The organism is uncultured Parvimonas sp. (assembly GCF_963524015.1).
Lineage (GTDB): Bacteria > Bacillota > Clostridia > Tissierellales > Peptoniphilaceae > Parvimonas.
The window spans coordinates 302,174-324,198 of record NZ_CAURDT010000002.1 but is presented as its reverse complement, the minus strand read 5'-3'; the positions used below and the strand labels follow the sequence as shown (position 1 = coordinate 324,198).

Here is a 22,025-nt window from a genome sequence, read left to right as displayed (position 1 = left end):
GGAATGATAAATTTCTAATTACTTAGAATTTAAGGGGTACATCCTAAAATATAAAATAAATTTGAGAGAGGGGAGCTGAATAAGAAAGTGGTAAAAAATGCGATAGCATATGTTTTAAGAAAAAAGAATAGAACTTTTATTGTTTTTATTATTTTGACAGTAGTGCTTTCTTGCTTGTATGCATGTTTAAATATTTTGAAATCTGGGTCTAGTATGGAGAAGTCTTTATATAAATCTTCAAATTCTTCATCAACTATAGCCAAAAAAGATAGTCAAGGATATTTTGACAAAAATGATTTTAAAGGACTAGAAAATATAAAGGAAATTGAAGAAGTTGTTTCTCAATATGAAGGTCTAGCAAAATTGTCAAATACAAATGCTGTAGATAGTGGACAACAAATCACTAGAGATGATATTCCAAGTTATTTAAAAAATGTTGTATCAATACAAGCTACAAGCAATGTAAAAAGGAATGTTTTATTTAACAGTGGAGTTTTTTCAATAAAAGAAGGAAGAAATATTGAAAAAAATGATAAAGACAAGATATTAGTTCATGAAGAGTTTGCCGAAAAAAACAAATTAAAAATAGGCGACAAAATTAGTTTAGAATTTATAGATCCTAATCAAACCGACAAGAGTAACAAGAAACATGAATTTGAAATTGTTGGGATTTTTTCAGGAAAGAAACAAGAAAAACAAACTGGATTAACTTCAGACTTAAGCGAAAACACAATGTTTACAGATTATGATTCTGCTCAAAAAGCTTTAAATGCTGAAGGAAATAAACAACTAGTAAATAAGTTGACATTTTTCTCAGGAACTCCTGAAAGTATGGACGAGGCAATAAATAAAGTTAAAAAACTTAATGTTGATTGGGAAAAATCTTATACAGTTGATAAAGAAGCAAATGCCTTTAAAGATGCTCTTGAGTCACTAAATGGTGTTAAACATATTATTAGAATAATGACTTTTGCAATTATGATTGGTGGTTCTGTAGTTCTTTCATTAATACTAATACTATGGTTAAGAGAAAGAATTTACGAAATTGGAATTTTATTATCCATTGGGGTAAGTAAATCTAAAATTGTTGGTCAATTTATATTGGAATTAATATTTATATCACTTCCAGCAATTCTTGTATCTTTGATATTTGGAAATCTGGTAGTAAATCAAATTATTGGCGGATTGATTAGTTCTGAGGATACAACATCAATTACTTCTAATTTTGTAAGTAATGGATATAATGTTGAAAGCTTAATAACTTTTGCACAAAGTTATGGAATATTGGTGCTAATTATACTTTTATCAGTAGTTTTTGCATCAGGATTGATTTTAATTAAGAAACCGAAAGAAATTTTATCACAAATTAGTTAGGAGGAAGTAAATGAACATATTAGAAATTAAAAATGTAACATATAGTTATGCAAATTCAAAAGAAAAAGTTTTATCATTAATAAATCAAGGATTTGAACTTGGAAAATTTTATGCAATTATAGGTAAATCCGGAACAGGAAAGTCAACATTACTTTCATTATTAGCGGGATTGGATAAACCAAATAGCGGAGAAATTTTGTTCAAAGATGAAAATATAGAAAAAGCTGGTTATAGTAATCACAGAAAGAATAATATCTCTCTTGTATTCCAAAACTATAATCTTATAGATTATCTATCACCATTAGAAAATATTAGATTAGTAAATAGTAAAGCCTCTGAAGATATATTACTTGAGTTAGGACTTGATAAGACTCAAGTTAGAAGAAATGTTATGAAATTATCAGGTGGACAACAACAAAGAGTTGCTATAGCAAGAGCTTTAGTATCAGAAGCTCCAGTTATTTTAGCAGACGAACCTACAGGAAACTTGGATGAAACTACTGCTGGAGAAATAATAGCTGTCTTAAAGAAATTAGCTAAAGAAAGAAATAAATGTGTAATAGTAGTAACTCATAGTAAAGAAGTTGCAAGTGCAGCTGATACGGTACTTGAGCTTAATAATAAGAGATTAAAAGAAGTAACAAAAAGTAAGTAGGAGGTAGGCGATGTTTAAAAATGCTTTTGCGTATGTAACAAGAAAGAGTTTAAAATCATTAATTATATTACTAATTATCTTATCAATGTCAGCACTTAGCTTGATAAGTTTATCTATAAAAGATGCTACAAATAAGGCATCAGAAGAAACTTTTAAAAATATTACAAATAGTTTTACAATGGAAATAAATAGAAGAGTAAATCAAGGTACTGCCAGAGGTGGTGGTAATGTAAGAGGTCAAGATATAAAGAAAATCGTTGATTCAGGACATGTTGATAATTTTGTTAAGAGAATCAATAGTGTTGCTAACCTTGATGACAATTTAGATATAGTTGAAGCACCGGGAGCTGCTCAAAACGAATCTGCTGAAAGAGCTAAGAATTTTAAAAGAGCAGTTATGCTAACAGGTGTAAATAGTTCTGAAAAAGAGACAAAATTTGTTTCAGGAGCGTATAAATTAGTTGAAGGTGAACATTTAACTAGTGAAGATAAAAATAAAATTTTAATGCATAAAGATTTAGCTGCAAAGAATAATTTAAAAGTTGGAGATAAAATTAAATTAAAATCCAATTTATATGATGCAGATAATGAAAAGAAAGCAAATGAAACTGTAGAAGTAGAAATTAAAGGTCTTTTTGATGGACATGGAAAAGGTAGAGTAACTTACTCACAAGAACTTTATGAAAATACTTTAATTACAGATGTTCACACAGCAGCTAAAGTTTATGGAAATACAGAAGATACAGCGACATACCAAGATGCAACATTCTTTATAAAAGGGAATAGAAATTTAGATCAAGTAATAAAAGATCTTAAAAAGTTAGATATTAACTGGAAATCTTATAATCTAATTAAGAGTTCTTCAAACTTCCCTGCATTACAAAAATCTATTTCAGGAATATATTCAATTGCAAATCAATTATTTATTGGTTCTCTAGTATTTGCAGGTATAGTAGTTACATTATTATTATTCTTGTGGATGAATGCTAGAAAGAAAGAAATTGCAGTATTGTTATCAATAGGAATTTCTAAAACAAAGATATTTGGGCAATTTGCAGTAGAATTACTTTTCGTTGCAATACCAGCATTCATAGGATCATATTTCTTAGCTGGATATACAGGAAAAATTTTAGGAAATAGTATATTAAAGAAAGTTACAGGAGGTATTGCAAAACAAATTGCAAAACAATCATCAACTACAAAATTAGGTGGTGGTGCAGAAGTTGACGGATTTAATAAAACATTATCAAGTTTAGATGTAGTAATTAATCCAAGAGCACTTCTTTATGTAGTATTGTTCATGACAATAGTACTTGCGATAGCTTTGGTAATCTCTTCTTCAAATATCTTAAGAAAGAAACCAAAAGAATTATTAATAGATACAAAATAGCTTATTATCCTATGGGAGGAATTTTACAATATTATTGTACAAGAAACAGAAATTATCGATGTATTTACATCGATAATTTTTGCTTTTTATGGTAAAATAGTATAAGGATATTTTTATATAAAAAGGAGGGCTTATGAGAATACTTGTTGTCGAAGATGATCAAATAATCAGAGAAGGAATTTCTGAATATTTATCTGAATTCGGTTATGACATCATTCAAGCAAAAGATGGACAGGAAGCCTTAAAATATTTTAATAACAATGAAATTAATTTAGTAATTTTAGATATTCAAATTCCTTTTCTAAACGGATTGGAAGTTTTAAAAGAAATCAGAAAAAAAAGCAAATTACCTGTTCTGATGTTGACTGCATTTAATGATGAAGAATATAAGATAAATGCTTTTTCAAGTTTAGCAGATGGGTATATGGAAAAGCCTTTTTCATTACCGGTTTTAAAAGTTAGAATTGATTCTCTAATTAAAAGACATTATGGTGGTCAAGAAAAATTTGAATATAAAGATGCAGAGGTTAATTTTACAAGTTATACAGCAAAATATAATGGAGAAGATATAGACATAAATGCGAAAGAACTTGAAATATTAAAATATTTATTGGAAAATGAAGGACATGCTCTGACTAGGGCGCAGATAATAGATAATGTTTGGAAAGAAACAGATGAAATTCCTTTTGACAGAGTCATAGATGTCTATATAAAAGAATTGAGAAAAAAACTAGGTTTAGATTGTATTATAACAATTAGGAACGTAGGTTATAAATTGGAGAGAAAATGAAGAATTTAAAAATATTTCCAAAAATGTTTCTACAGACATTTGGAATTCTTGGGACTGTAATAGTTTTAATACATTTGCTGGTATTTTTTATTTTTCCTAGAACTTATTTGGAAACTAGAAAGCAAGAGCTCTATGCAAAAGCTGACGAAATTTCCGAGAATATTAAAGGAAAAGATATGAAGTTTGTTGAACAATCTTTGGACTTTTACTCAAAAAGTAGTGATATAAAAGCTGTAATAAAGGGACAAGGTGAGGACAATGAATTACAAATTGGTGATGACATCAATGTTGATTTAAAGAGTGGCAACAATTCTTTAATCATTGAAGAAAGAGAAATAGAATTAAAAGATGGTAAAAAAATTTCCATTCAATTTATTTCTACTGCTGATATGAAGAAAGATGCAAAAGAACTTAGTTTTAAATTTTTACCATATTCTTTATTTATTTCTTTTATATTTTCAATAATAATTTCACTTATATATGCAAAGGCGATAACTAATAACATAAATGAAATAAAAAATGTGACAAAAAAGATGATGCGACTAGACAGAACGGCATATTTGAATATTAATTCTACAAACGAAGTTGGGGAATTAAAAGAACAGATTAACGATTTGTATAATACTCTTTTAAAATTGATAGATGATTTAGAACTTAAAAATGAAGAAATAGTAAAATTGGAAAAACTAAAATATGATTTTTTTAGAGGAACATCCCATGAATTAAAAACACCTCTAGCAAGCTTAAAAATAATTTTAGAAAATATGAAATACAATATTGGAAAATATAAAAATAGAGATTTATACATTGATAATTGTATAGATATAGTTGACCATTTAACAAGAAGTATTTCGCAAATGCTATCAGTTTCTTCCTTTGAACATTTAAAAGATGATGAAGAAATAATAGTTGTTAATGACGTATTAGAAGATGTTCTAAAACAATATATACTACTTGCAAATAATAGAAATATCAAAGTCAATAATAATTTGAAAAACGAAAAAATCTATATAGGAATGACGGCACTTAAAATTGTTCTATCCAATTTGATAAACAATGCAGTTAAATACTCTGACGAAAATGGTGTAATAAACATCGGAACTAAAGATGACTGGCTTTATGTTGAAAATTCCTACAAAGACAATAAAGATTTAGATGTAAATAAAATATTTGAAATTAACTTCAACCTAAACAAAGAAAACAGCAATGGTTTAGGATTATACATTGTAAAAAACATCTTATTAAACTACGGAATAAAATACAAAGTAGAAAAAAATGAAATAGGAATTGTATTTTTAATCGAATTGTCAGGTAATATGGATAAGTAAATTTTTGATTTTATATGTATATCATTACAAGTTTATTTACTTTTCACGTCTAGCTATTAATCGAAGATTTCTCTTTATACGTCATTTCGACCGAAACGAAGCATAGCTGAGTGTAGTGAATCTAGCCCTAACTTAGATTATTTACTTGTAAATAATCTATAGTAGGTCTGACGCAAAGATTGTCCAAATCTTTGATTTGGATACAATCGACTGCGGAAATCTCATACTTTTAATTCAGTATTATTGAATACAAATATTTAATTCATAATAAAGAGTCCTTAGGAGATCTCTCAACTACGCTCGAGATGACGTGTTGGGGGACTTTCTATGCAATATGCTATGACGTGAATGTTTAATTTTCTGTGCTATATAAAATTTTTCAGGTTTATTTACTGTTCACGTTTAGCTCTTAATCTAAGAATTTTCCTTATACGTCATTTCGACTGGAGCGTTAGCTAAATGGAGAAATCTCATACTTTTGATTGTAAACAATCAAAAGTAAAATGTATCGAAGATACATCCATTACCGAAACAGCAAAATTATTTTTATTTAAAAATATTATGAAGTTCAAATTTTATACAAAAAAAGTACAGATAATATCTGTACTCTTAAGGAGCGAGAGCTCCTTTTTTAATCTCATTATTTTGTTTTAATAATTTTTTTCTTATCACTAAATAGCAACATATATGTGCTGCAGTTGTCAATATCCATGAAATCGGATAAGAAATGTAAAGTGATTCTTGAGTTCTATAAATTTGAAATATAGTAAATATCCAAATTACTCTAAATAGGCAAGCGCCCGTTAAAGACACAATCATTGGTAAAATGGAGTATCCCATTCCTCTTAAGGAACCAACTGTTACGTCCATTAGTCCACATAGTAGGTATGTTGCTGAAACAATTTTCATTCTGTTAAGTCCATACATAATTACTTCTGGGTCATCTGTAAATATTCCAAGTAGAATATTTCCTAAAGAATATGCACCAACACCTAGTACAAGACCAACTACTGCAACAATTCCAAGACCTTGCAATAAAATTTTATCTATTCTATGATATTTTTTTGCTCCCATATTTTGACTTGTAAAACTAAGTGTTGATTGATAAATTGAATTCATTGACATATATACGAAGCCTTCAATATTTATTGCTGCTGTATTTCCTGCAATTACTAACTTTCCAAAGGTATTTATAGAAGATTGAATTAACACATTTGATATGCTAAATACAATACCTTGAAGTCCAGCTGGAAGTCCTATTCTTAAAATACTAATAACTTTATCTTTTTGTAATTTTATTTTTCTCAAATCTAGATGCATATAACCTACATTTTTTGTTAAAAATAATATCATCATAATAGCCGAAACATATTGGGAAATTATTGTTGCTATTGCTACTCCATCAACACTCATATTTAGTACTATAACAAAAAATAAATTCAAAAAAACATTTAAAACGCCTGAAACTATTAAAAAGAAAAGTGGTCTTTTTGTATCTCCAATGGATCTTAAAAGTGCCGCTCCGAAATTATAAATGGCAGCTGCGGGACTTCCTAAAAAGATTATTCGCATATAAATTGCTGATAAATCAATAATTTCATCAGGTGTTCCCATTAGATGTAACATAGGTCTTGAAGCGATAAGCCCTACAAAAAGTAAAATTGTTCCAGAAATAATTGCAAGTCCGATTGCATTATGAACAGTATCGGATGCATTTTTATAATCTCTTGCACCACAATATTTTCCCATCGTTACACTTATTCCCATAGAAATTCCAATTAATAAACTTACGAGTAAATTTATTAGTGATGAAGTTGCTCCAACTCCTGCAAGTGCAGCACTTCCGGAAAAACGTCCAACAACAATTATATCTATTGTATTAAAAAGTAATTGAAAAACACTTGTAAAAATAATTGGAATTGAAAAAAATATCATTTTTTTCAAGGTCTTTCCATTTATCATATCTATTTCATTGCTTTTAACCATTATATCCTCCGTAAAAAGTCTAAAATCATTCTAAAATAATAACATATTTTTAGTCTTTTTGCAATGATAAAAGAGAAGCAAAATTGCTTCTCTTAAAGGTTTCTAATTAAATTTTCTATCGTATAGTAATGACGCATTTAGAATTACGAGTATTGAACCTAGATTGTGTACTATTGCACCAACTAATGGATTTAAAACTCCAAGAACTGATAAAATTACTGCTACAAAGTTAATTAAAAGTGATATTATGATGTTGAATTTTATCGTCTTAACTGTTGCATTGGCGAGTTTTTTTAGATAAACTATTTTTGAAACATCATGTCCCATTAGTACAATATTAGCACTTTCGATTGAAATGTCGCTTCCTGTTTTTCCCATTGCAACCGAAACATCTGCAAGTTTAAGAGCGGGAGCGTCATTGATTCCGTCTCCAATCATACAAACGACATTATTTTCTTTTAGATTTTTTATATTTTCAAACTTTTCTTCGGGAGAAAGTTCGGCCTTTACTTCTGTTATTCCAACTTTGTCTGAAAAGTATTTTGCAGTTAAAAGATTGTCTCCAGTTAGAAGTAGTGGCTCAATTTCAAAGCTTTTTAAATTTTCTACCATTTCTTTAGCATTTTCTCTTAGAGTGTCTGATAGAGTTACGATTGATAAAACTTCTTTTTCATCTCCAAAAAGAATTATATTTTTAGCTTCATTTGAGTATTTTTCAATTTTTTCTTTTATATTGTCTTTGACATTTATATTATTTTCTCTAAAGTATTTTTCATTTCCGCAGAAATATTTATTTCCTAAAATCTCTCCTTCGACTCCTCTTGCAATTTTCATTTTAAAATTTTCAACATTTTCTTTTTTTATATTTTTTTCATCTAGATATTCTGTTACTGATTTTGCAATAGGATGCTCACTTTTTGATTCTAAACTTGAGATTAAGGACATTATTTTTTCGTCTGAAAAATCAGAAAAATTTTCTATATCATTTACATTTAACTTTCCATAAGTTAAAGTTCCAGTTTTGTCAAAAGCTATTTTATTAACTTTTGCTAGTTTTTCAAGAGCATTAAATGTTTTTATTATAACACCATGTTTACTTGCTTGACCGATTGAAGCCATAACAGCAGTTGGAGTTGATAAGAATAGGGCACAAGGACAAAATACAACTAAAACCGTAACTGCTCTATTTATTGAAGTGTATAAATCAAAATTAGATAACATCATTATTGCAAAAGTTGCAATTGCAATTAAAAGTGCAGTCGGAACGAGTTTAACTGCAAGTCTGTCAATTACTGTTTGCATAGGAGTTTGTTCTTTTTCTGCTCTTTCAACCAAGTCGATAAATTTTTGTAAAGAAGAATTTTCAACATCTTTTGCTATGATGTCAATACTTCCAAAACAGTTCATAGAACCACAGAAAACTTCGTCTCCAACAGTTTTATCTACAGGTAAACTTTCTCCTGTTAGAATTGATTGGTCAATAGAAGAAAAACCCTCTTTTATAATTCCATCAACTGAAATTATTTCCCCAGGCATAACTCTGATTATATCTCCATTTTCAATTTCTTCAATCGGAACTTCTTTAACAGTATAAGAATCATTAGTTTTAATAAGTTTCTTTGCTTTTTTTGGAGCGGAAGAAATTAAATCATTAAGACCTTTTTTGGCTCTGTCAACTGTATAGTCTTCTAAAAGTTCTCCGATTGCCATAAGAATTGCGATTTCAGCTGCTGCAAAATATTCTCCAACAAATACGGATGCGATTACTGCAATTGTGATTAAAAGTGAATTTTTTATTTTAAATTTTACTAGATTTTTAATAGCCCCAACTAAAAAAGGGAAAGCAGATATAACAATACTTATCCATACCGGTTTAAATGCAGTTTCTATCTTTAAAAGATTTAAGACAACATTTAGTATAAAAAATACTATTGAAATGATAGTAAAGTGTAAACCACTGAATAATTTTGAAATTTTATTTATCATAAGTCCTCCTTGATTTTTTCTGTTTATAATGCTACAATTAATTTAATAACGAACACTTTGTTTGATTTAATTGTATCACTATAGATATTATATATCAATAAGCAATTAATTAAAATAGTAATACTTTGAACATTTTTTGAAAAATGTATGGAGGATTTTATGAATAGACAGCAAATTAAAACAAGAAAAGCAATTTTTATGGCTTTTACAGAGCTTTTATCCAAGAAAAATTATAATAAAATAACAGTTCAAGAAATTATTGATTTGGCAGATATAGGTAGGAGTACTTTTTATTCTCATTTTGAAACAAAAGATGATTTATTAAAAGAAATTTGTCGTGAGTTGTTTGAACATATATTTTCTAATGATTTAAGTAGAGAATGTTCAAAAATTTTTGAAAATTCAAACAAAAATCCTAAAATTTTAATTACACATATACTTTATCATTTAAAGGAAAATAAGGAAGAGTTTATAAAGGTTTTAAGTTGTGAAAGTAATGAATTGTTTTTAGAATATTTTAAAACTTATCTATTTAAGGTAATAGATGAATATATTTTTATCGATAATATTGAAGATGAGAAGTTTAAGAAATTCTTGAAAAATCATATTTGTTGTTCATTTGTGGAAACAGTAAAATGGTGGATTAAAGATCAAATGGAAGAAAGTCCAGAAGAAATTGCAGATTATTTTTTTAGAGTAGTAGATCCTATAATTTAGTATATAATGATTTGAGAAATTAGCTAAAATATGATAAAATGAATGGAGCTTTGCGTATTGTGATAAATCAATATTTGTTTTATCATAATTATATATTTAATATCAGGAGGAAGTTATGAAGTGTGTAATGTTTGATATGGACGGAACTTTAATTGATTCTATTGGGGGTTGGTTCGGAAGTTGTAAATATTTTCTTAAAGAGATGAATTTAGAAGAAACTGATGAACTAAAAGAGTTGTTTAAAGGAAAAAAACTTTATGCAAGAGGAATAGCAATTAAAAATTATTTCAATCTTGATTTAACTCCGGATGAAATTTATGCCAGAAATTTAAAATATGTAAAAGAAGGATATGATGAAATTTACGGAGCAAAAGAAAATGTAATGAATGCCTTAGATTACTTAAAAGAAAAAGGCTATAAGATTTCTTTGAATACGGCTACAAATATAGGGCTTTGTAAAAATTGTTTAGAAAGAACAGGACTTATGAAGTATTTTAACTATATCCAAACCTGCGATGATTGTGGATATTTAAAAGATGATGAAAGATATTATGATTGGGCAGTAAAAAAACACAATGCAGATGTTGACGACATAATATTTTTTGATGATACCGAAGCTCCATTAAAAACGGCAAAGAAAAGGGGAATAAAAACAGTTTTGGTTTATGAACCTTTGACTAATGGAGAATTTTTTGAAAGAACAACAGACTTTGACTATAAAATGGATACAATTTCCGTTGAAAATTTGAAAAAAATTGGACTTTAAATAAAATTATGATGAAAAAAGAGCTATGTTGAAAAATTTAACATAGCTCTTTAAAGTTTCTAAATTATTTTAAATAATTATCAAACCATTCTAATATTTCTTTTAATCTTCTTATTCTATGCATTGGTTTACCACTTCTTGATAGTTCATGATTTTCACCTTTAAACATTACAAGTCTCGCAGGTACATCATGATATTTTAGTGCAGAGAACATTTGAATTCCTTCTGGTATCCAACATCTATAATCTTCATCTGAATGAATGAAAAGAGTTGGTGTTTGTGCTTTATTTGCATATTTAAGTGGGGAATGATACCATAATTTTTCATAATTATTCCAAGGAGTTGCAGAGATTTGGTCATCTATGAAATAATATCCAATATCTGTAAGTAAAAATTCAGAAGTCATATTTGAAATTGAACGTTGTGAACAAGCAGCTTTAAATCTATTTGTATGTCCGATAGCCCAATTTGTCATAAAACCACCATAGCTTCCACCCATGATTGCAAGTCTTTCTTCATCAAGTGCAGGGTAATTTTTAATTACAGCATCAGTAAATTTCATTAGGTCATCAAAGTCAATTTCTCCATATTTTCCACGAATATCAGCAAATTCTTTACCTCTACCATCTGAACCTCTAGGATTTGTAAAAAATACAAAGTAGCCATTATTTGCTAAAAATTGCATCTCGTGATGGAATACTTTTCCAAAAACAGTTTTAGGGCCACCATGAACATGAAGTACACCTGGATATTTTTTCTCTGGATCATAGTCAACAGGTTTCATAACATATCCAATAAATCCTATTCCGTCATTAGTAAAAGTAATTTCTTCAATTTCTGAAAGAGAATATTCAGTAGTATCATTATGGAAAGAAATTCTATTTTCTTCTTCTCTAGAAATTTCATAAATATCTTGTAAATTAGAGTCTTTTAATGCAATGGCATAAATTTTACCATCTTTAGAAACATCTATACAATCTATAGAACCTGATTTTTCGTTTAATCTTTCGAGATTTCCATTTTTGTCAATTCTATAAATATATGAACTATTTACCTCAGTATTTATGAAGTACATAAATCCGTCTTTTACTAAAGTGCTTTTTCCGCCAGTTAATCTCATATCAGTACCAACGGAATTATGCATACACATATCAAAATTATCATTTACAATCTTTTCAAATGACTTATTATTAATATTTATAATATAAATATTTGAATTTTCATTTAAACCATATTCTTGCATATCTGAAGCTTTAACTACAATATTTTCATTATCTATAAAGTTAGCATATTCGAAAGAATAGTCTTTTGCTAAAATATCTACTGTTTTAGAACTAATATCTAAAATTTTAACTTCATTTACAAGAGGCATTTTTCCTGTATAAGATGTTGCTATAAATACAGCTTTAGTTTTATTTTCATTTATTTCTAAACCATAAATATCAGTGATATCATCACTTAAAGGAATGAATTCAGAAGTCTTTTTATTAAAAAGATAAAGCCTACTTCTGTCTTCATTTGTAAAGCCAATATTATTTCCCCAGAAAGGAATTTCAGTTGCAACAAGATAATCCTTAGAATCGTCATAAGTTTTTTCTTTATTCTCTTTATTCTTTTCTTCTTTTTCAATTTTTTCTAATTCTTTTGTTCTATTAAAATTAGCCAAAACTAAAAATTCATCGTCATTTATTTGTTTTATTCTATTTACCAAAGCAGGAATAGTAAAGTCTAAAACAGCTTCGCCACCTAAAGGGCATATTCTATAAAATTTAGTTATATCTGAGTCTTCTTTTTTGTCTTCTCTATCGCTTGCAAAAAGAATAGAACCGTCTAAAAGTTCAATAAAAGAACTTTCCTTAGCACCATTAGTAAAAACAAAGGACTTTCTAGTTTCCAAATCCATTTTATAAATTCTATGTTCATAAGAATTCTTTTCTAAATTCATATTAGAAACGGAATAAAATAGATTTTTTTCGTCTTTACTTAAATGTAAATTTCCTAAAAATTTAAAGTTTTTAAATTCATCAATTTTTATACTTTTCATATTGCCTCCTTAAGCTAAATTCACAATGATTAACATTAATTAAAAAATTTTAATGTATAAGCCTTGCAGTTTGATTATACTACAAAAAGAAAAAAATTACAAAAAAATAATTTTTGATAAATTCTAATTATATGATAAAATAAATATATTAAATGAAATTAAAAATGGAGATTATTATGGAAATTAGAAGATTGATAGATACAGATGCTAGAGAGTTTTATAATTGTCTAAAAATTATTGATAGCGAAACAAATTTTATGATGTTTGAACCTGATGAAAGAGTTTGGAACGAGAAAAAACTTGTAAAAAATTTAAAAGATGAAAATAATTTATTTTTAGGAACAATAGAGGATGATAAAATAGTAGGCTTTTTATCAGCAGAAAGAGGAGCTTTTAGGAGAATTAGACATACTGCTTATATTGTAATTGGAATACAAAAATACTACCACAATAGAAAAATTGGAACAAAACTTTTTCAAATGCTTGGTGATTGGGCAGTTAAAAACAAAATTATAAGATTAGAACTTACTGTTGAATGCGAAAATGTATCGGCAATAAAATTATATGAAAAAATGGGATTTTCAATCGAAGGCACTAAGAAAAAGACAATGTATGTAAATGGAAAATATGTAGATGAGTATATGATGTCAAAAATATTTTAATGGAGATATTATGAAAATAGGATTGGTTTCTTACGAATTTAAGAACGGAGAAATTGAATATAATATAAAAAAAATAGAAAAGGCAATTATTTCTGCTAACGGAAAGGCGGATTTACTTTGTTTTGGAGAAACTTTTTTACAAGGCTTTGACTCACTTTCTTGGAATTATGAAATAGATAAAAATATTGCAATTACAAAAGATTCTTTTATAATGGATAAACTAAAAAATCTTAGTGAAAAATATAATATTGATCTTGGTATCGGATATATCGAAAGAGAAAGAGAGCAAATTTTCTCTTCTTTTGTAGTAATTGAAAAAGGAAAAATAATTCACAACTATAGAAGGATTACTAAAAACTGGAAAGAATATTTAATTACTGATGAACACTATTGTGAGGGAGAGACTTCAGAAACTTTTATCTATAAGAATACAGAATTTAAAATTGCACTATGTGGCGATTTGTGGATTTGCCCCGAAAAATTTAAAACAAAAGGAATTTTACTTTGGCCTGTTTATTGTAATTTCTCAAAAGATGAATGGGAAAATACTGAACAATATGATTATGCTAAGCAATCTAAATTGGCATCAGATAATGTTCTTTTGGTAAATTCAATTACAAAAGAGGAGCCAATAAGCGTTGGTGGGGCATATTATTTTAAAAATGGAAAAATTGAAAAGAGTTTAGAGTTGGATAAAGAAGATATTTTAATCGTTGAGATATAAAAAAAGATTCTGAAATTTAGAAAAAGAGCTGACTAGAGATTTTATATCTAAAATCAGCTCTTTTTTCTTTTGCAATTGTTAGATATTTTCTCTAAATTCTGTTAATAATTCAGTAAATTTTTTAGGTTTAAAAGTGTGAATTACATGATTAGTAGAAACTTTTTTACATATAATTTGTGGAGATAATGAAATTGCATTTTTTATCCATAATAAAAAACAGTATTATAAAAAAAATGAGAACTTGATTTATATTATAAATCTCATGTAAATAAATCAACTGCATAATTAAGTATATAAGTTTATTTATTCTTTAGATTATTAATTTTGTTAAGTTCAGAAATATAATCTAGTCCAAAAATTTCTATTTCGTTCAAAACTTTCTGAAATTTAGTACCTAATTTACTTAAAGAGTATTCAACATGAGGAGGTACTTCAGCAAAAACTTTTCTTTTGATTAATTTATCTTGTTCTAATTGACGCAATTGCCTTGTTAAAACAGTTCGAGTAACTTCAGGAATTAATCTTTCAAGTTCATTAAATCTTTTAGTACCTGTACTTAAATGATATAAAACTACAATTGCCCATTTTCCTTGTAAAACCTTCTGAGTAGTAACATAAGGGCATTTATCATAAATAGTTGACATAAAAACCTCCTTAACATGTGTTATAGTATCGTATCAGATACTATGTATTATAAATGTTCGTACTTTTAAAGTCAAGACTTAAAAAGTATAATAATAGTAAGAGGAAATTCAATCCTCAAAAAGAAAGGAGATTGGCTATGAAAAGTGAAATTATGAAAGTATACAATGCTTATACAGAAGCATTATTGAAGGGAGATTTTAAATCGGTTTTTGAAACAATGTCTGATAATATTGTATGGCATATGGGAGGAGAAGGTCCACTTTCAGGAATTGTTAAAGGAAAAGAGGCGTTGGGAGAACGTTTAGGAGAATTTACCAAAAGAAGCAATGGGACATTTAGAGTAATTACAAATTGGGCTGCAAGTAATGATTGTTTTGTTGTTGCAAGTGTTGTTTCTTTAGCTGAAAAAGAAGATGAAAAACTAAATGACCCTGGTGTTGATTTATTTAGAATAGAGAATGGAAAAATACAAGAAGTATGGACTTTTGCAGAACAACAAGAAGAAGAAGATAAATTTTGGAAATAGGTGAATTTATTTTTATAACAAAATGTAAGAGATATGTAAAATAAAATAATGAATGTCAAATTTTTAAAAAGAGAAGATTTTATATCAAAATATATAAGTCTTCTCTTTTGTCGTTTCGCAATAAGAACCCCAGCTTTCCACGATGCTTTGCATCGGGTGAGTACCGAGAACCTTGTTGCTTCGCAATAAAAAATTATTCTAAATAGATTAATAAATTTATATATTTTCTTTAAATTCAGTTAATAATTCAATAAATTTTTTAGGTTTAAAAGCGTGAATTACATGATTAGCAGAAACTTTTTTATATATAATTTGTGGAGCTAAAGAAATTGCATGTTTAGCATCATCTTCATCAAAAGCTCCTACAAGTCCAAAATTTTCATATCTTTTCCAGTCAGCGTGAATAAGCATTATTGGACATTTTGTTTTTTTAAAGGCTTCTTCGTGGTTAATCCCATCATAAAATCTTCCATCAACAAAAGCTCTAGCAAAATCGGGATCAAACATAGACAATGATTTAATAAGTAGTCGTAAACTATCAGGGAATCCTACTGAAATGGGTTTATCAGGGTATTTGTTTTGAAATTTTTTTATCTTTTTTGATAAACAATTAGCAAACCAATTTGGAATTTTTTTAATTCTCTTATCAGAATCAGGTATTTCCATATCTCTAAAATAATCTGCTAAGTCTCTGTCTTCAATATTTCCAATTTTGTCAACAAGATGTTTTAATCCATTGTAAACAAATTTATCTTGTTCTTTAAATCTTGGCATCTCCGTAGAAAAGATTGGGGCATCCTCGAGAACAATTCCAGAAACATATTCAGGAATATTAACTGCGCACCATAGGGCAAGAATACCCCCAGATGAATTTCCACTTATAATTACTTTTTCTTTTATTACATTTTTGATAAACATTTTTAAGTCTTCACCTACAATTTCCCAAGAATAATAACCAGGTGTCCAAGTAGATTTTCCATGTCCTCTTATATCTATTGAATAAACTTGAAAAATTTTAGATAAAGGTATTAGTACTTTTTTATAACTCTCCCACATTCCTATTTGAGCAGGAATTAGCAACAAACTTGGTCCGTTTTTTGGACCAATTACATAGTTAAGTTTAACAGTACCTGTGTCATAAGTTTTTTCTGAAAAACCAGCATTAATTAGCTTTTTATTTTCAAGTTTTCCAGATAAGTATTCATAAGGATTTTTATAAAACATTTTATCCTCCTATCTTAAACAATCTGTATTAAGAAATCCATTAAGCATTAAACCTAGATATTTACTAATACTATTTTTAAATTCATCATAATTGTCGAATAAATCCATTGGATTATCTTGATATAGATTGAGATATTTTATAACAATCGCATCAATATATAAAGATAAAGCATCCACAACTAATTCATGATCAATATCTTTTCTTAAGTTAAATATTTTAATAGAATTAGAAATTTGTTTTTTTAATTTTTCATTTGATTTTTTGTGATATTCACTAAAAATATCCTTAATTTCTTTGTCAACTTCTTTGCTTGTTTCCTTAGAAGCCATATTTAAAAATTTAGTTTCATTAGGATATTTTTTTATTAAATTACATTTTTTATCCATAATACTAAAAATGTTATCGAAAAAATCATAATATGTCTTACATTCTAAATCTTGTGTTAATAAATCTACTGCATAATTAAGTAGATATAGATAAAAATTCTTTTTATTATCAAAATAGTAAAATAATAAACCCTTAGAAATACCAGCTTCCTTAACTATTAAATCAGTTTTTGCCTCCACAAATGAAAACTCTGAGAAAATTTTTATCCCTTTATTTATTATCATTTGTTTTTTATCTTCTGAAATTTTTTCAAAATTTTTAGTAATCATAAACGCCTCCTTTGTTGACTCAATAGTCAATTTCGTTTAATAAAATTATATCATCCTTTGACTAATTAGTCAATGCTAATTAAACTAAATTAAAAATTTTAAAAATGTGTATAATTAAATCCCTTCAAAAGGTTTATTAAAAAAATTATAAAAATATCTTGACTTCAAATATAATTATATAATATAATTTAAACGATATTGCAAATCAATCTATATTAAAAATTCGGAGGTTTATATGAAGAAAAAATTTACGGCAATTGTTTTAAGCCTTTCAATGTGCTTAATTCCAATTAGTCAAATGCAAGTTTTAAATGCAAAAACGACAACACAAGAACAAAAAGATGATATTTCTTTAAAATTTATCAAAGGTAGATTTGGAAGTGGTGATAAATATGAAATTACGCCTAAAGATAAATTAAAGGAAATAACAAAAATTTTTGTAGAAAATAATGAATATGTAAAAAAAGATTATAAAACTGCAGTATTTGGAAAGACATTTTTTGTTGATTTATCAGATAACTGTTTATACCTTGGTCTTAATCCAAAGGATAAAGAAGTTATAAAGATTGAGTTCAAAGATAAAAGTACTATTTCATTTAAAAAAGATGGAGATAATTTTATAAAAATAGAAGAAAATAACAATAAAAAACCTTCTACACCAAATGAAACTCCTGATAATAAAGATCAAAATGATTTTTCATTAAAAATACTTAATGAATCTTTTTTTGAAAATAAATATTCTCTTGAGTTAAAAGATAAGATTACACAAATTAAGCAGATTTTTGTGAATAATGTTGAATATTGGAAGACAAGTAGCAAATCAGCTGTTTTTGGAAATAATTACTTTATAGATGAAGAAAATAAAGTTTTCTATCTTGGACAAAAAGTTCCAGACGGACATATAGTTAAATTTGTTTTCAATGATGAATCTTCTATTTCATTTGAAAGAAATGGAAATTCTTTTGTTAAAAAAGATAATAATTATTCTAAAAAATACTATTTAAGAATTGTAGGTTCATTTGAAGCAGCAATTATAGGTCAACAAAAATACGATGCTCTTTCATCTGCTACAGGTGGAGGAGTAAATTCAAATAAAAATAGTAATGTAAGATTACAAATTGCTTATACAGACAAAGAAATACCATCAGATTCAGACTTTAAGGATGCGAAAGAAGTAACACATAATTTACAATTAGAAGCAAAAATGGTTTCAGATGATTCTGGTATGCAAGCAAAATATTCTGAAATGGACAATAGTATCAAATTATCTGGAATTCCTTCTAAAAAAGGAAATTATAAGGTTTTTGTACAATCAAAAGATGGAAAGCTAAAATCAAATGAATTAGATTTTGAAGTATTTGATTCTAATGAAGTTACACTTGAAGAAAGATTGGTAGATAAAGAATTTAAAACTTTAAAAAACCCTGCTACAAAAAAAGAATGGGATATGAAACCTTGGGTAATCAAAAAGTTTGGAAAAGATAAAGAAGAAGTAACTGTTCCAAAAAATTTAAAACTTTGGTTTGGCTCAAGAGAGAGTGGAAAATATTCTGAACTAGGCTATCCAATTGAAGAAAATAAAGCTACCACTCAAACTTTAATTGTTACGGGTGAACTTTATCTTATAAATATGAAAATTTTAAGTTCTGTAAATATCGTAGTAAAAGACGGTGGTAAACTTAATCTTTCAGATTCATCATTATATGGAAAAATAACAGTTGAAAATGGTGGAACTCTTGAAGTAAATTATGATGACTATCATAAGAGTTTTGCAAGTGGATCTTCTATAAATGGTCAAATAATTTTAAAAGATGGTGCAACATTACAAAACTCTGTTATTTATTCAAATGCAAATTATTTAACTGATGGAAAAAATGCAAAACATATACAAACTCCAGTTGTGAGTGTTCAAGGTAATGCAACTATAAAAGGTAATGTATTTATACGTGGAGATGAAGCTCCTACAGGTGAACAATATAAAGGACAAGGAGCAATGGAGATTGCAAAAGGTAAAACATTAACTATTGAAAAAGATGCAAAACTTGGACTTTTTGCAGGCGGTCGCTATGCTCTTACAAGTAATGGAGGAGATGCTTTAAAATTAGAGGGAACAGTAGCAGGAAAAGGAACTTTAATTGCTGTTGGAGGAAATGGTAGATTTTCAGGCAAAGGTGGAAATGGAGTTTCAGGTAATGGAACAATTACTGTTGATAATGCATATTTGCATGGTGGAAATAGTTATATGAGTAAGAATGAAGGTGGAAAAGCTGTACTTGACTCAATAACTATTGACAAAAAAACAAAAGGATATGCAATAGATGGTAAAAAATCTACGAATTCGATTGAAGACTCTAAACTTCAAAATGAAACACCAAATTGGAATGGATATACTGCTCCGAATAAAGACTTATTAGATAAATTAAGTACAGAAAATGCTCCATCAATAGTTGGAGAAAGAGAAAAAAAAGAACTTGAAAGAATTTTAGAAAACACAAAAAAAGAACTTGAAAAAATCAAACAAGAGCTTGAAAAATCAAAACAAGATTCAGAAAAAACTAGAAAAGAACTTGAAAAAATCAAACAAGAACTTGAAAAAGCTAAGCAAGAGTTAGAAAATGCAAAACAATCTGGAAGTAAAAAAGAAAATAAAATTGATGAGCTTAGCAAAAAGATAAAAGAGCTTGAAAAAATTGAACAGGAATTTGAAAAAGCTAAGCAAGAATCAGAAAAAACTAAAAACGAACTTGAAAAAGCTAAGCAAGAGTTAGAAAGTGCAAAACAATCCGGAAGTAAAAAACAAAATGAAATTGATGAGCTTAACAAAAAGATAAAAGAACTTGAAAAAATTGAACAGGAATTTAAAAAAGCTAAGGAAGATTCAGAAAAAACAAAAAATGAGTTTGAAAAAACTAAAAAAGAGCTTGAAAAAACTAAAAAAGAATTTGAAAAAGCCAAACAAGATTCAGAAAAAACTAAAAAAGAACTTGAAAAAATCAAGCAAGAATTAGAAAAAGCTAAGCAAGAGTTAGAAAGTGCAAAACAATCTGGAAGTAAAAAGCAAAATGAAATTGATCAGCTTAGCAAAAAGATAAAAGAGCTTGAAAAAATTGAACAGGAATTTGAAAAAACTAGCCAAGATTTAGAAAAAACTAAAAAAGAGCTTGAAGAAACCAAGCAAAAATTAGAAAAGGCAAAGCAATCCGGAATTAAAAAACAAAATGAAATTGATGATCTTAACAAAAAAATAAAAGAACTTGAAGAAAAAGTTAATTCTTTAAAAGCTAAGCTCGAAAAAGGAAAGAATAATAATTCATCAGATAAACAAAATAACAACAATCCTAAGGTAATTGAATTTTTATATGGTAAAAATCAAACTGTAACGAAAAATGATGGCCATAAATTATACTTTAGATTGGATGAAGATGTTAAAAATTTTGAAAATGTATATTTAGATGGCAAGCTTGTTGACCCATCAATGTACACTTTAAAATCAGGTAGTACAATCGTAGAGTTTGCTAATGAATTTAAAAATTCTTTAGCAGAAGGAAATCATAATCTTGAGTTTAAATTTAAAAATGGTTATGCCAAAACACAAATTCATGTTTTAAATAAGAAGGAAGACGATAAAAAAGATAAGAGTGAAGTTAAACAAACAAAACAAAAAAATACAAAAAGTAACAAAGGTATTCCAAAAACTAATATTTCAAATTCAAGTATATTGTTAGCAGTAACAAGTTTAGTAGGTTTTCTTTATTCAAAAAAGAAAAAATAGATAACAAAAATGTAATTAGCTTATAATGTAAAGCCCCAAATCAGAACAAAAGATTTGGGGTTTTTATTGCGAAATAACAAGGTTCGCGAGTACCCACCCGATGTGAAGCATCGTGTAAGGGTGGAGTTATTTTTGCCAAAATTCAATTTACAATGCATTTATTTATAATTGAAAATATAGTATAATAACCATTATAGATATATAAATAAATAATCTTGTGTTATAATAAAAGTAAAATAAATTAAAAAAATTTGGAGGTAGTATGCTTCATTTAGAAAAAATAAATAGGAAAAATATATGGGAGATACTTAAATTAAAAGTGTCTAAATCGCAAAATAATTTTGTAGCATCTAATGACGTAAGTATTATTGAAGCATATTTAACTATTACATCAAATGGAGTTGTTTTTCCCTTTGGAATCTATGATGACGATATGCCTATTGGTTTTCTGATGATTGGCTATGATGTAGATGAAACTTGGAAAAATGTTCCGAATATAGCAAAGGAAAACTATAATCTGTGGCGTTTGATGATTGATGAGACTTATCAACAAAAAGGCTTTGGAAAAGAAGCTATGAAACTTGCTTTAGATTTTATTAAATCATTTCCTTGTGGTAAAGCGGAGTATTGTTGGCTATCTTATGAACCTGAAAATAAAATTGCTAAAGAGTTGTATCATTCATTTGGTTTTGTAGAAAATGGAGATATGGATGGAGATGAAGTTATTGCAATACTAAAACTTTAAGATAGATGAAATTTAAATTTATAGGAGAAATAGA

Annotated in this window: 18 protein-coding genes; 12 read left to right on the top strand and 6 right to left on the bottom strand. The window is 27.4% G+C overall.

Annotated elements, in window-relative coordinates:
* Positions 1 to 87: 87 nt before the first annotated feature.
* From RWJ08_RS04420 to RWJ08_RS04400, 5 genes are all read left to right on the top strand, one after another.
* The gene (locus RWJ08_RS04420) at positions 88 to 1,374 is read left to right on the top strand and encodes an ABC transporter permease (RefSeq protein ID WP_313961208.1); all 1,287 of its coding nucleotides are present in this window, start codon (positions 88 to 90) and stop codon (positions 1,372 to 1,374) included.
* Between the two features lie 10 nt (positions 1,375 to 1,384).
* The gene (locus tag RWJ08_RS04415) at positions 1,385 to 2,029 is read left to right on the top strand and encodes an ABC transporter ATP-binding protein (protein WP_009354939.1); all 645 of its coding nucleotides are present in this window, start codon (positions 1,385 to 1,387) and stop codon (positions 2,027 to 2,029) included.
* A 10-nt stretch (positions 2,030 to 2,039) separates the two neighbouring features.
* Entirely contained in the window at positions 2,040 to 3,419 is a 1,380-nt protein-coding gene (locus RWJ08_RS04410) for an ABC transporter permease (RefSeq protein WP_293440316.1), read from the top strand.
* Between the two features lie 133 nt (positions 3,420 to 3,552).
* The gene (locus tag RWJ08_RS04405) at positions 3,553 to 4,209 is read left to right on the top strand and encodes a response regulator transcription factor (protein WP_009354903.1); all 657 of its coding nucleotides are present in this window, start codon (positions 3,553 to 3,555) and stop codon (positions 4,207 to 4,209) included.
* Positions 4,206 to 5,537 (top strand): sensor histidine kinase KdpD, encoded by a 1,332-nt coding sequence (locus tag RWJ08_RS04400; protein WP_009354960.1) that lies wholly within the window; start codon positions 4,206 to 4,208, stop codon positions 5,535 to 5,537. The genes RWJ08_RS04405 and RWJ08_RS04400 overlap by 4 nt, the downstream gene beginning before the upstream one ends.
* 609 nt (positions 5,538 to 6,146) lie before the next feature.
* On the opposite strand, the gene RWJ08_RS04395 is transcribed toward RWJ08_RS04400, so the two are convergent.
* Together RWJ08_RS04395 and RWJ08_RS04390 are read right to left on the bottom strand one after the other, a co-directional pair.
* The gene (locus RWJ08_RS04395; protein WP_313961207.1) at positions 6,147 to 7,523 is read right to left on the bottom strand and encodes an MATE family efflux transporter; all 1,377 of its coding nucleotides are present in this window, start codon (positions 7,521 to 7,523) and stop codon (positions 6,147 to 6,149) included.
* Positions 7,524 to 7,625: 102 nt separating this feature from the next.
* Complete coding sequence (locus tag RWJ08_RS04390) at positions 7,626 to 9,509, bottom strand: cation-translocating P-type ATPase (protein WP_313961206.1); 1,884 nt, start codon at positions 9,507 to 9,509, stop codon at positions 7,626 to 7,628.
* Between the two features lie 159 nt (positions 9,510 to 9,668).
* On the opposite strand from RWJ08_RS04390, the gene RWJ08_RS04385 reads away from it, so the two are divergent.
* Both RWJ08_RS04385 and RWJ08_RS04380 read left to right on the top strand, forming a co-directional pair.
* Complete coding sequence (locus RWJ08_RS04385; RefSeq protein WP_313961205.1) at positions 9,669 to 10,226, top strand: TetR/AcrR family transcriptional regulator; 558 nt, start codon at positions 9,669 to 9,671, stop codon at positions 10,224 to 10,226.
* 115 nt (positions 10,227 to 10,341) lie between these two features.
* Complete coding sequence (locus RWJ08_RS04380; protein WP_313961204.1) at positions 10,342 to 10,992, top strand: HAD family phosphatase; 651 nt, start codon at positions 10,342 to 10,344, stop codon at positions 10,990 to 10,992.
* A gap of 64 nt (positions 10,993 to 11,056) precedes the next feature.
* Here RWJ08_RS04380 and RWJ08_RS04375 read toward each other — a convergent pair whose 3' ends face one another.
* Positions 11,057 to 13,036: a S9 family peptidase gene (locus tag RWJ08_RS04375; protein WP_313961203.1), complete on the bottom strand. Its 1,980-nt coding sequence runs from the start codon at positions 13,034 to 13,036 to the stop codon at positions 11,057 to 11,059.
* A gap of 176 nt (positions 13,037 to 13,212) precedes the next feature.
* Between RWJ08_RS04375 and RWJ08_RS04370 the strand changes: the two genes are divergently transcribed.
* Both RWJ08_RS04370 and RWJ08_RS04365 read left to right on the top strand, forming a co-directional pair.
* Positions 13,213 to 13,698 (top strand): GNAT family N-acetyltransferase, encoded by a 486-nt coding sequence (locus RWJ08_RS04370; protein WP_313961202.1) that lies wholly within the window; start codon positions 13,213 to 13,215, stop codon positions 13,696 to 13,698.
* A gap of 10 nt (positions 13,699 to 13,708) precedes the next feature.
* Positions 13,709 to 14,422 (top strand): carbon-nitrogen hydrolase family protein, encoded by a 714-nt coding sequence (locus RWJ08_RS04365; RefSeq protein WP_293440286.1) that lies wholly within the window; start codon positions 13,709 to 13,711, stop codon positions 14,420 to 14,422.
* 299 nt (positions 14,423 to 14,721) lie between these two features.
* Here RWJ08_RS04365 and RWJ08_RS04360 read toward each other — a convergent pair whose 3' ends face one another.
* A complete protein-coding gene (locus RWJ08_RS04360) occupies positions 14,722 to 15,066 on the bottom strand; it encodes a helix-turn-helix domain-containing protein (protein ID WP_293440284.1) in 345 nt (114 codons plus the stop codon).
* A 137-nt stretch (positions 15,067 to 15,203) separates the two neighbouring features.
* On the opposite strand from RWJ08_RS04360, the gene RWJ08_RS04355 reads away from it, so the two are divergent.
* Positions 15,204 to 15,593 (top strand): nuclear transport factor 2 family protein, encoded by a 390-nt coding sequence (locus tag RWJ08_RS04355; RefSeq protein ID WP_293440282.1) that lies wholly within the window; start codon positions 15,204 to 15,206, stop codon positions 15,591 to 15,593.
* 216 nt (positions 15,594 to 15,809) lie between these two features.
* Here the strand turns inward: RWJ08_RS04355 and RWJ08_RS04350 are convergent, their stop codons facing one another.
* Both RWJ08_RS04350 and RWJ08_RS04345 read right to left on the bottom strand, forming a co-directional pair.
* On the bottom strand, positions 15,810 to 16,817 hold the full coding sequence (locus tag RWJ08_RS04350) for an alpha/beta fold hydrolase (protein ID WP_293440280.1): 1,008 nt from the start codon (positions 16,815 to 16,817) through the stop codon (positions 15,810 to 15,812).
* Between the two features lie 9 nt (positions 16,818 to 16,826).
* Positions 16,827 to 17,474, bottom strand: coding sequence for a TetR/AcrR family transcriptional regulator (locus RWJ08_RS04345; RefSeq protein ID WP_313961201.1), 648 nt, complete (start codon positions 17,472 to 17,474; stop codon positions 16,827 to 16,829).
* Between the two features lie 235 nt (positions 17,475 to 17,709).
* Between RWJ08_RS04345 and RWJ08_RS04340 the strand changes: the two genes are divergently transcribed.
* Together RWJ08_RS04340 and RWJ08_RS04335 are read left to right on the top strand one after the other, a co-directional pair.
* Positions 17,710 to 21,246: a hypothetical protein gene (locus RWJ08_RS04340; RefSeq protein ID WP_313961200.1), complete on the top strand. Its 3,537-nt coding sequence runs from the start codon at positions 17,710 to 17,712 to the stop codon at positions 21,244 to 21,246.
* 262 nt (positions 21,247 to 21,508) lie between these two features.
* Complete coding sequence (locus tag RWJ08_RS04335) at positions 21,509 to 21,991, top strand: GNAT family N-acetyltransferase (RefSeq protein WP_313961199.1); 483 nt, start codon at positions 21,509 to 21,511, stop codon at positions 21,989 to 21,991.
* The last annotated feature ends 34 nt before the right edge of the window (positions 21,992 to 22,025 follow it).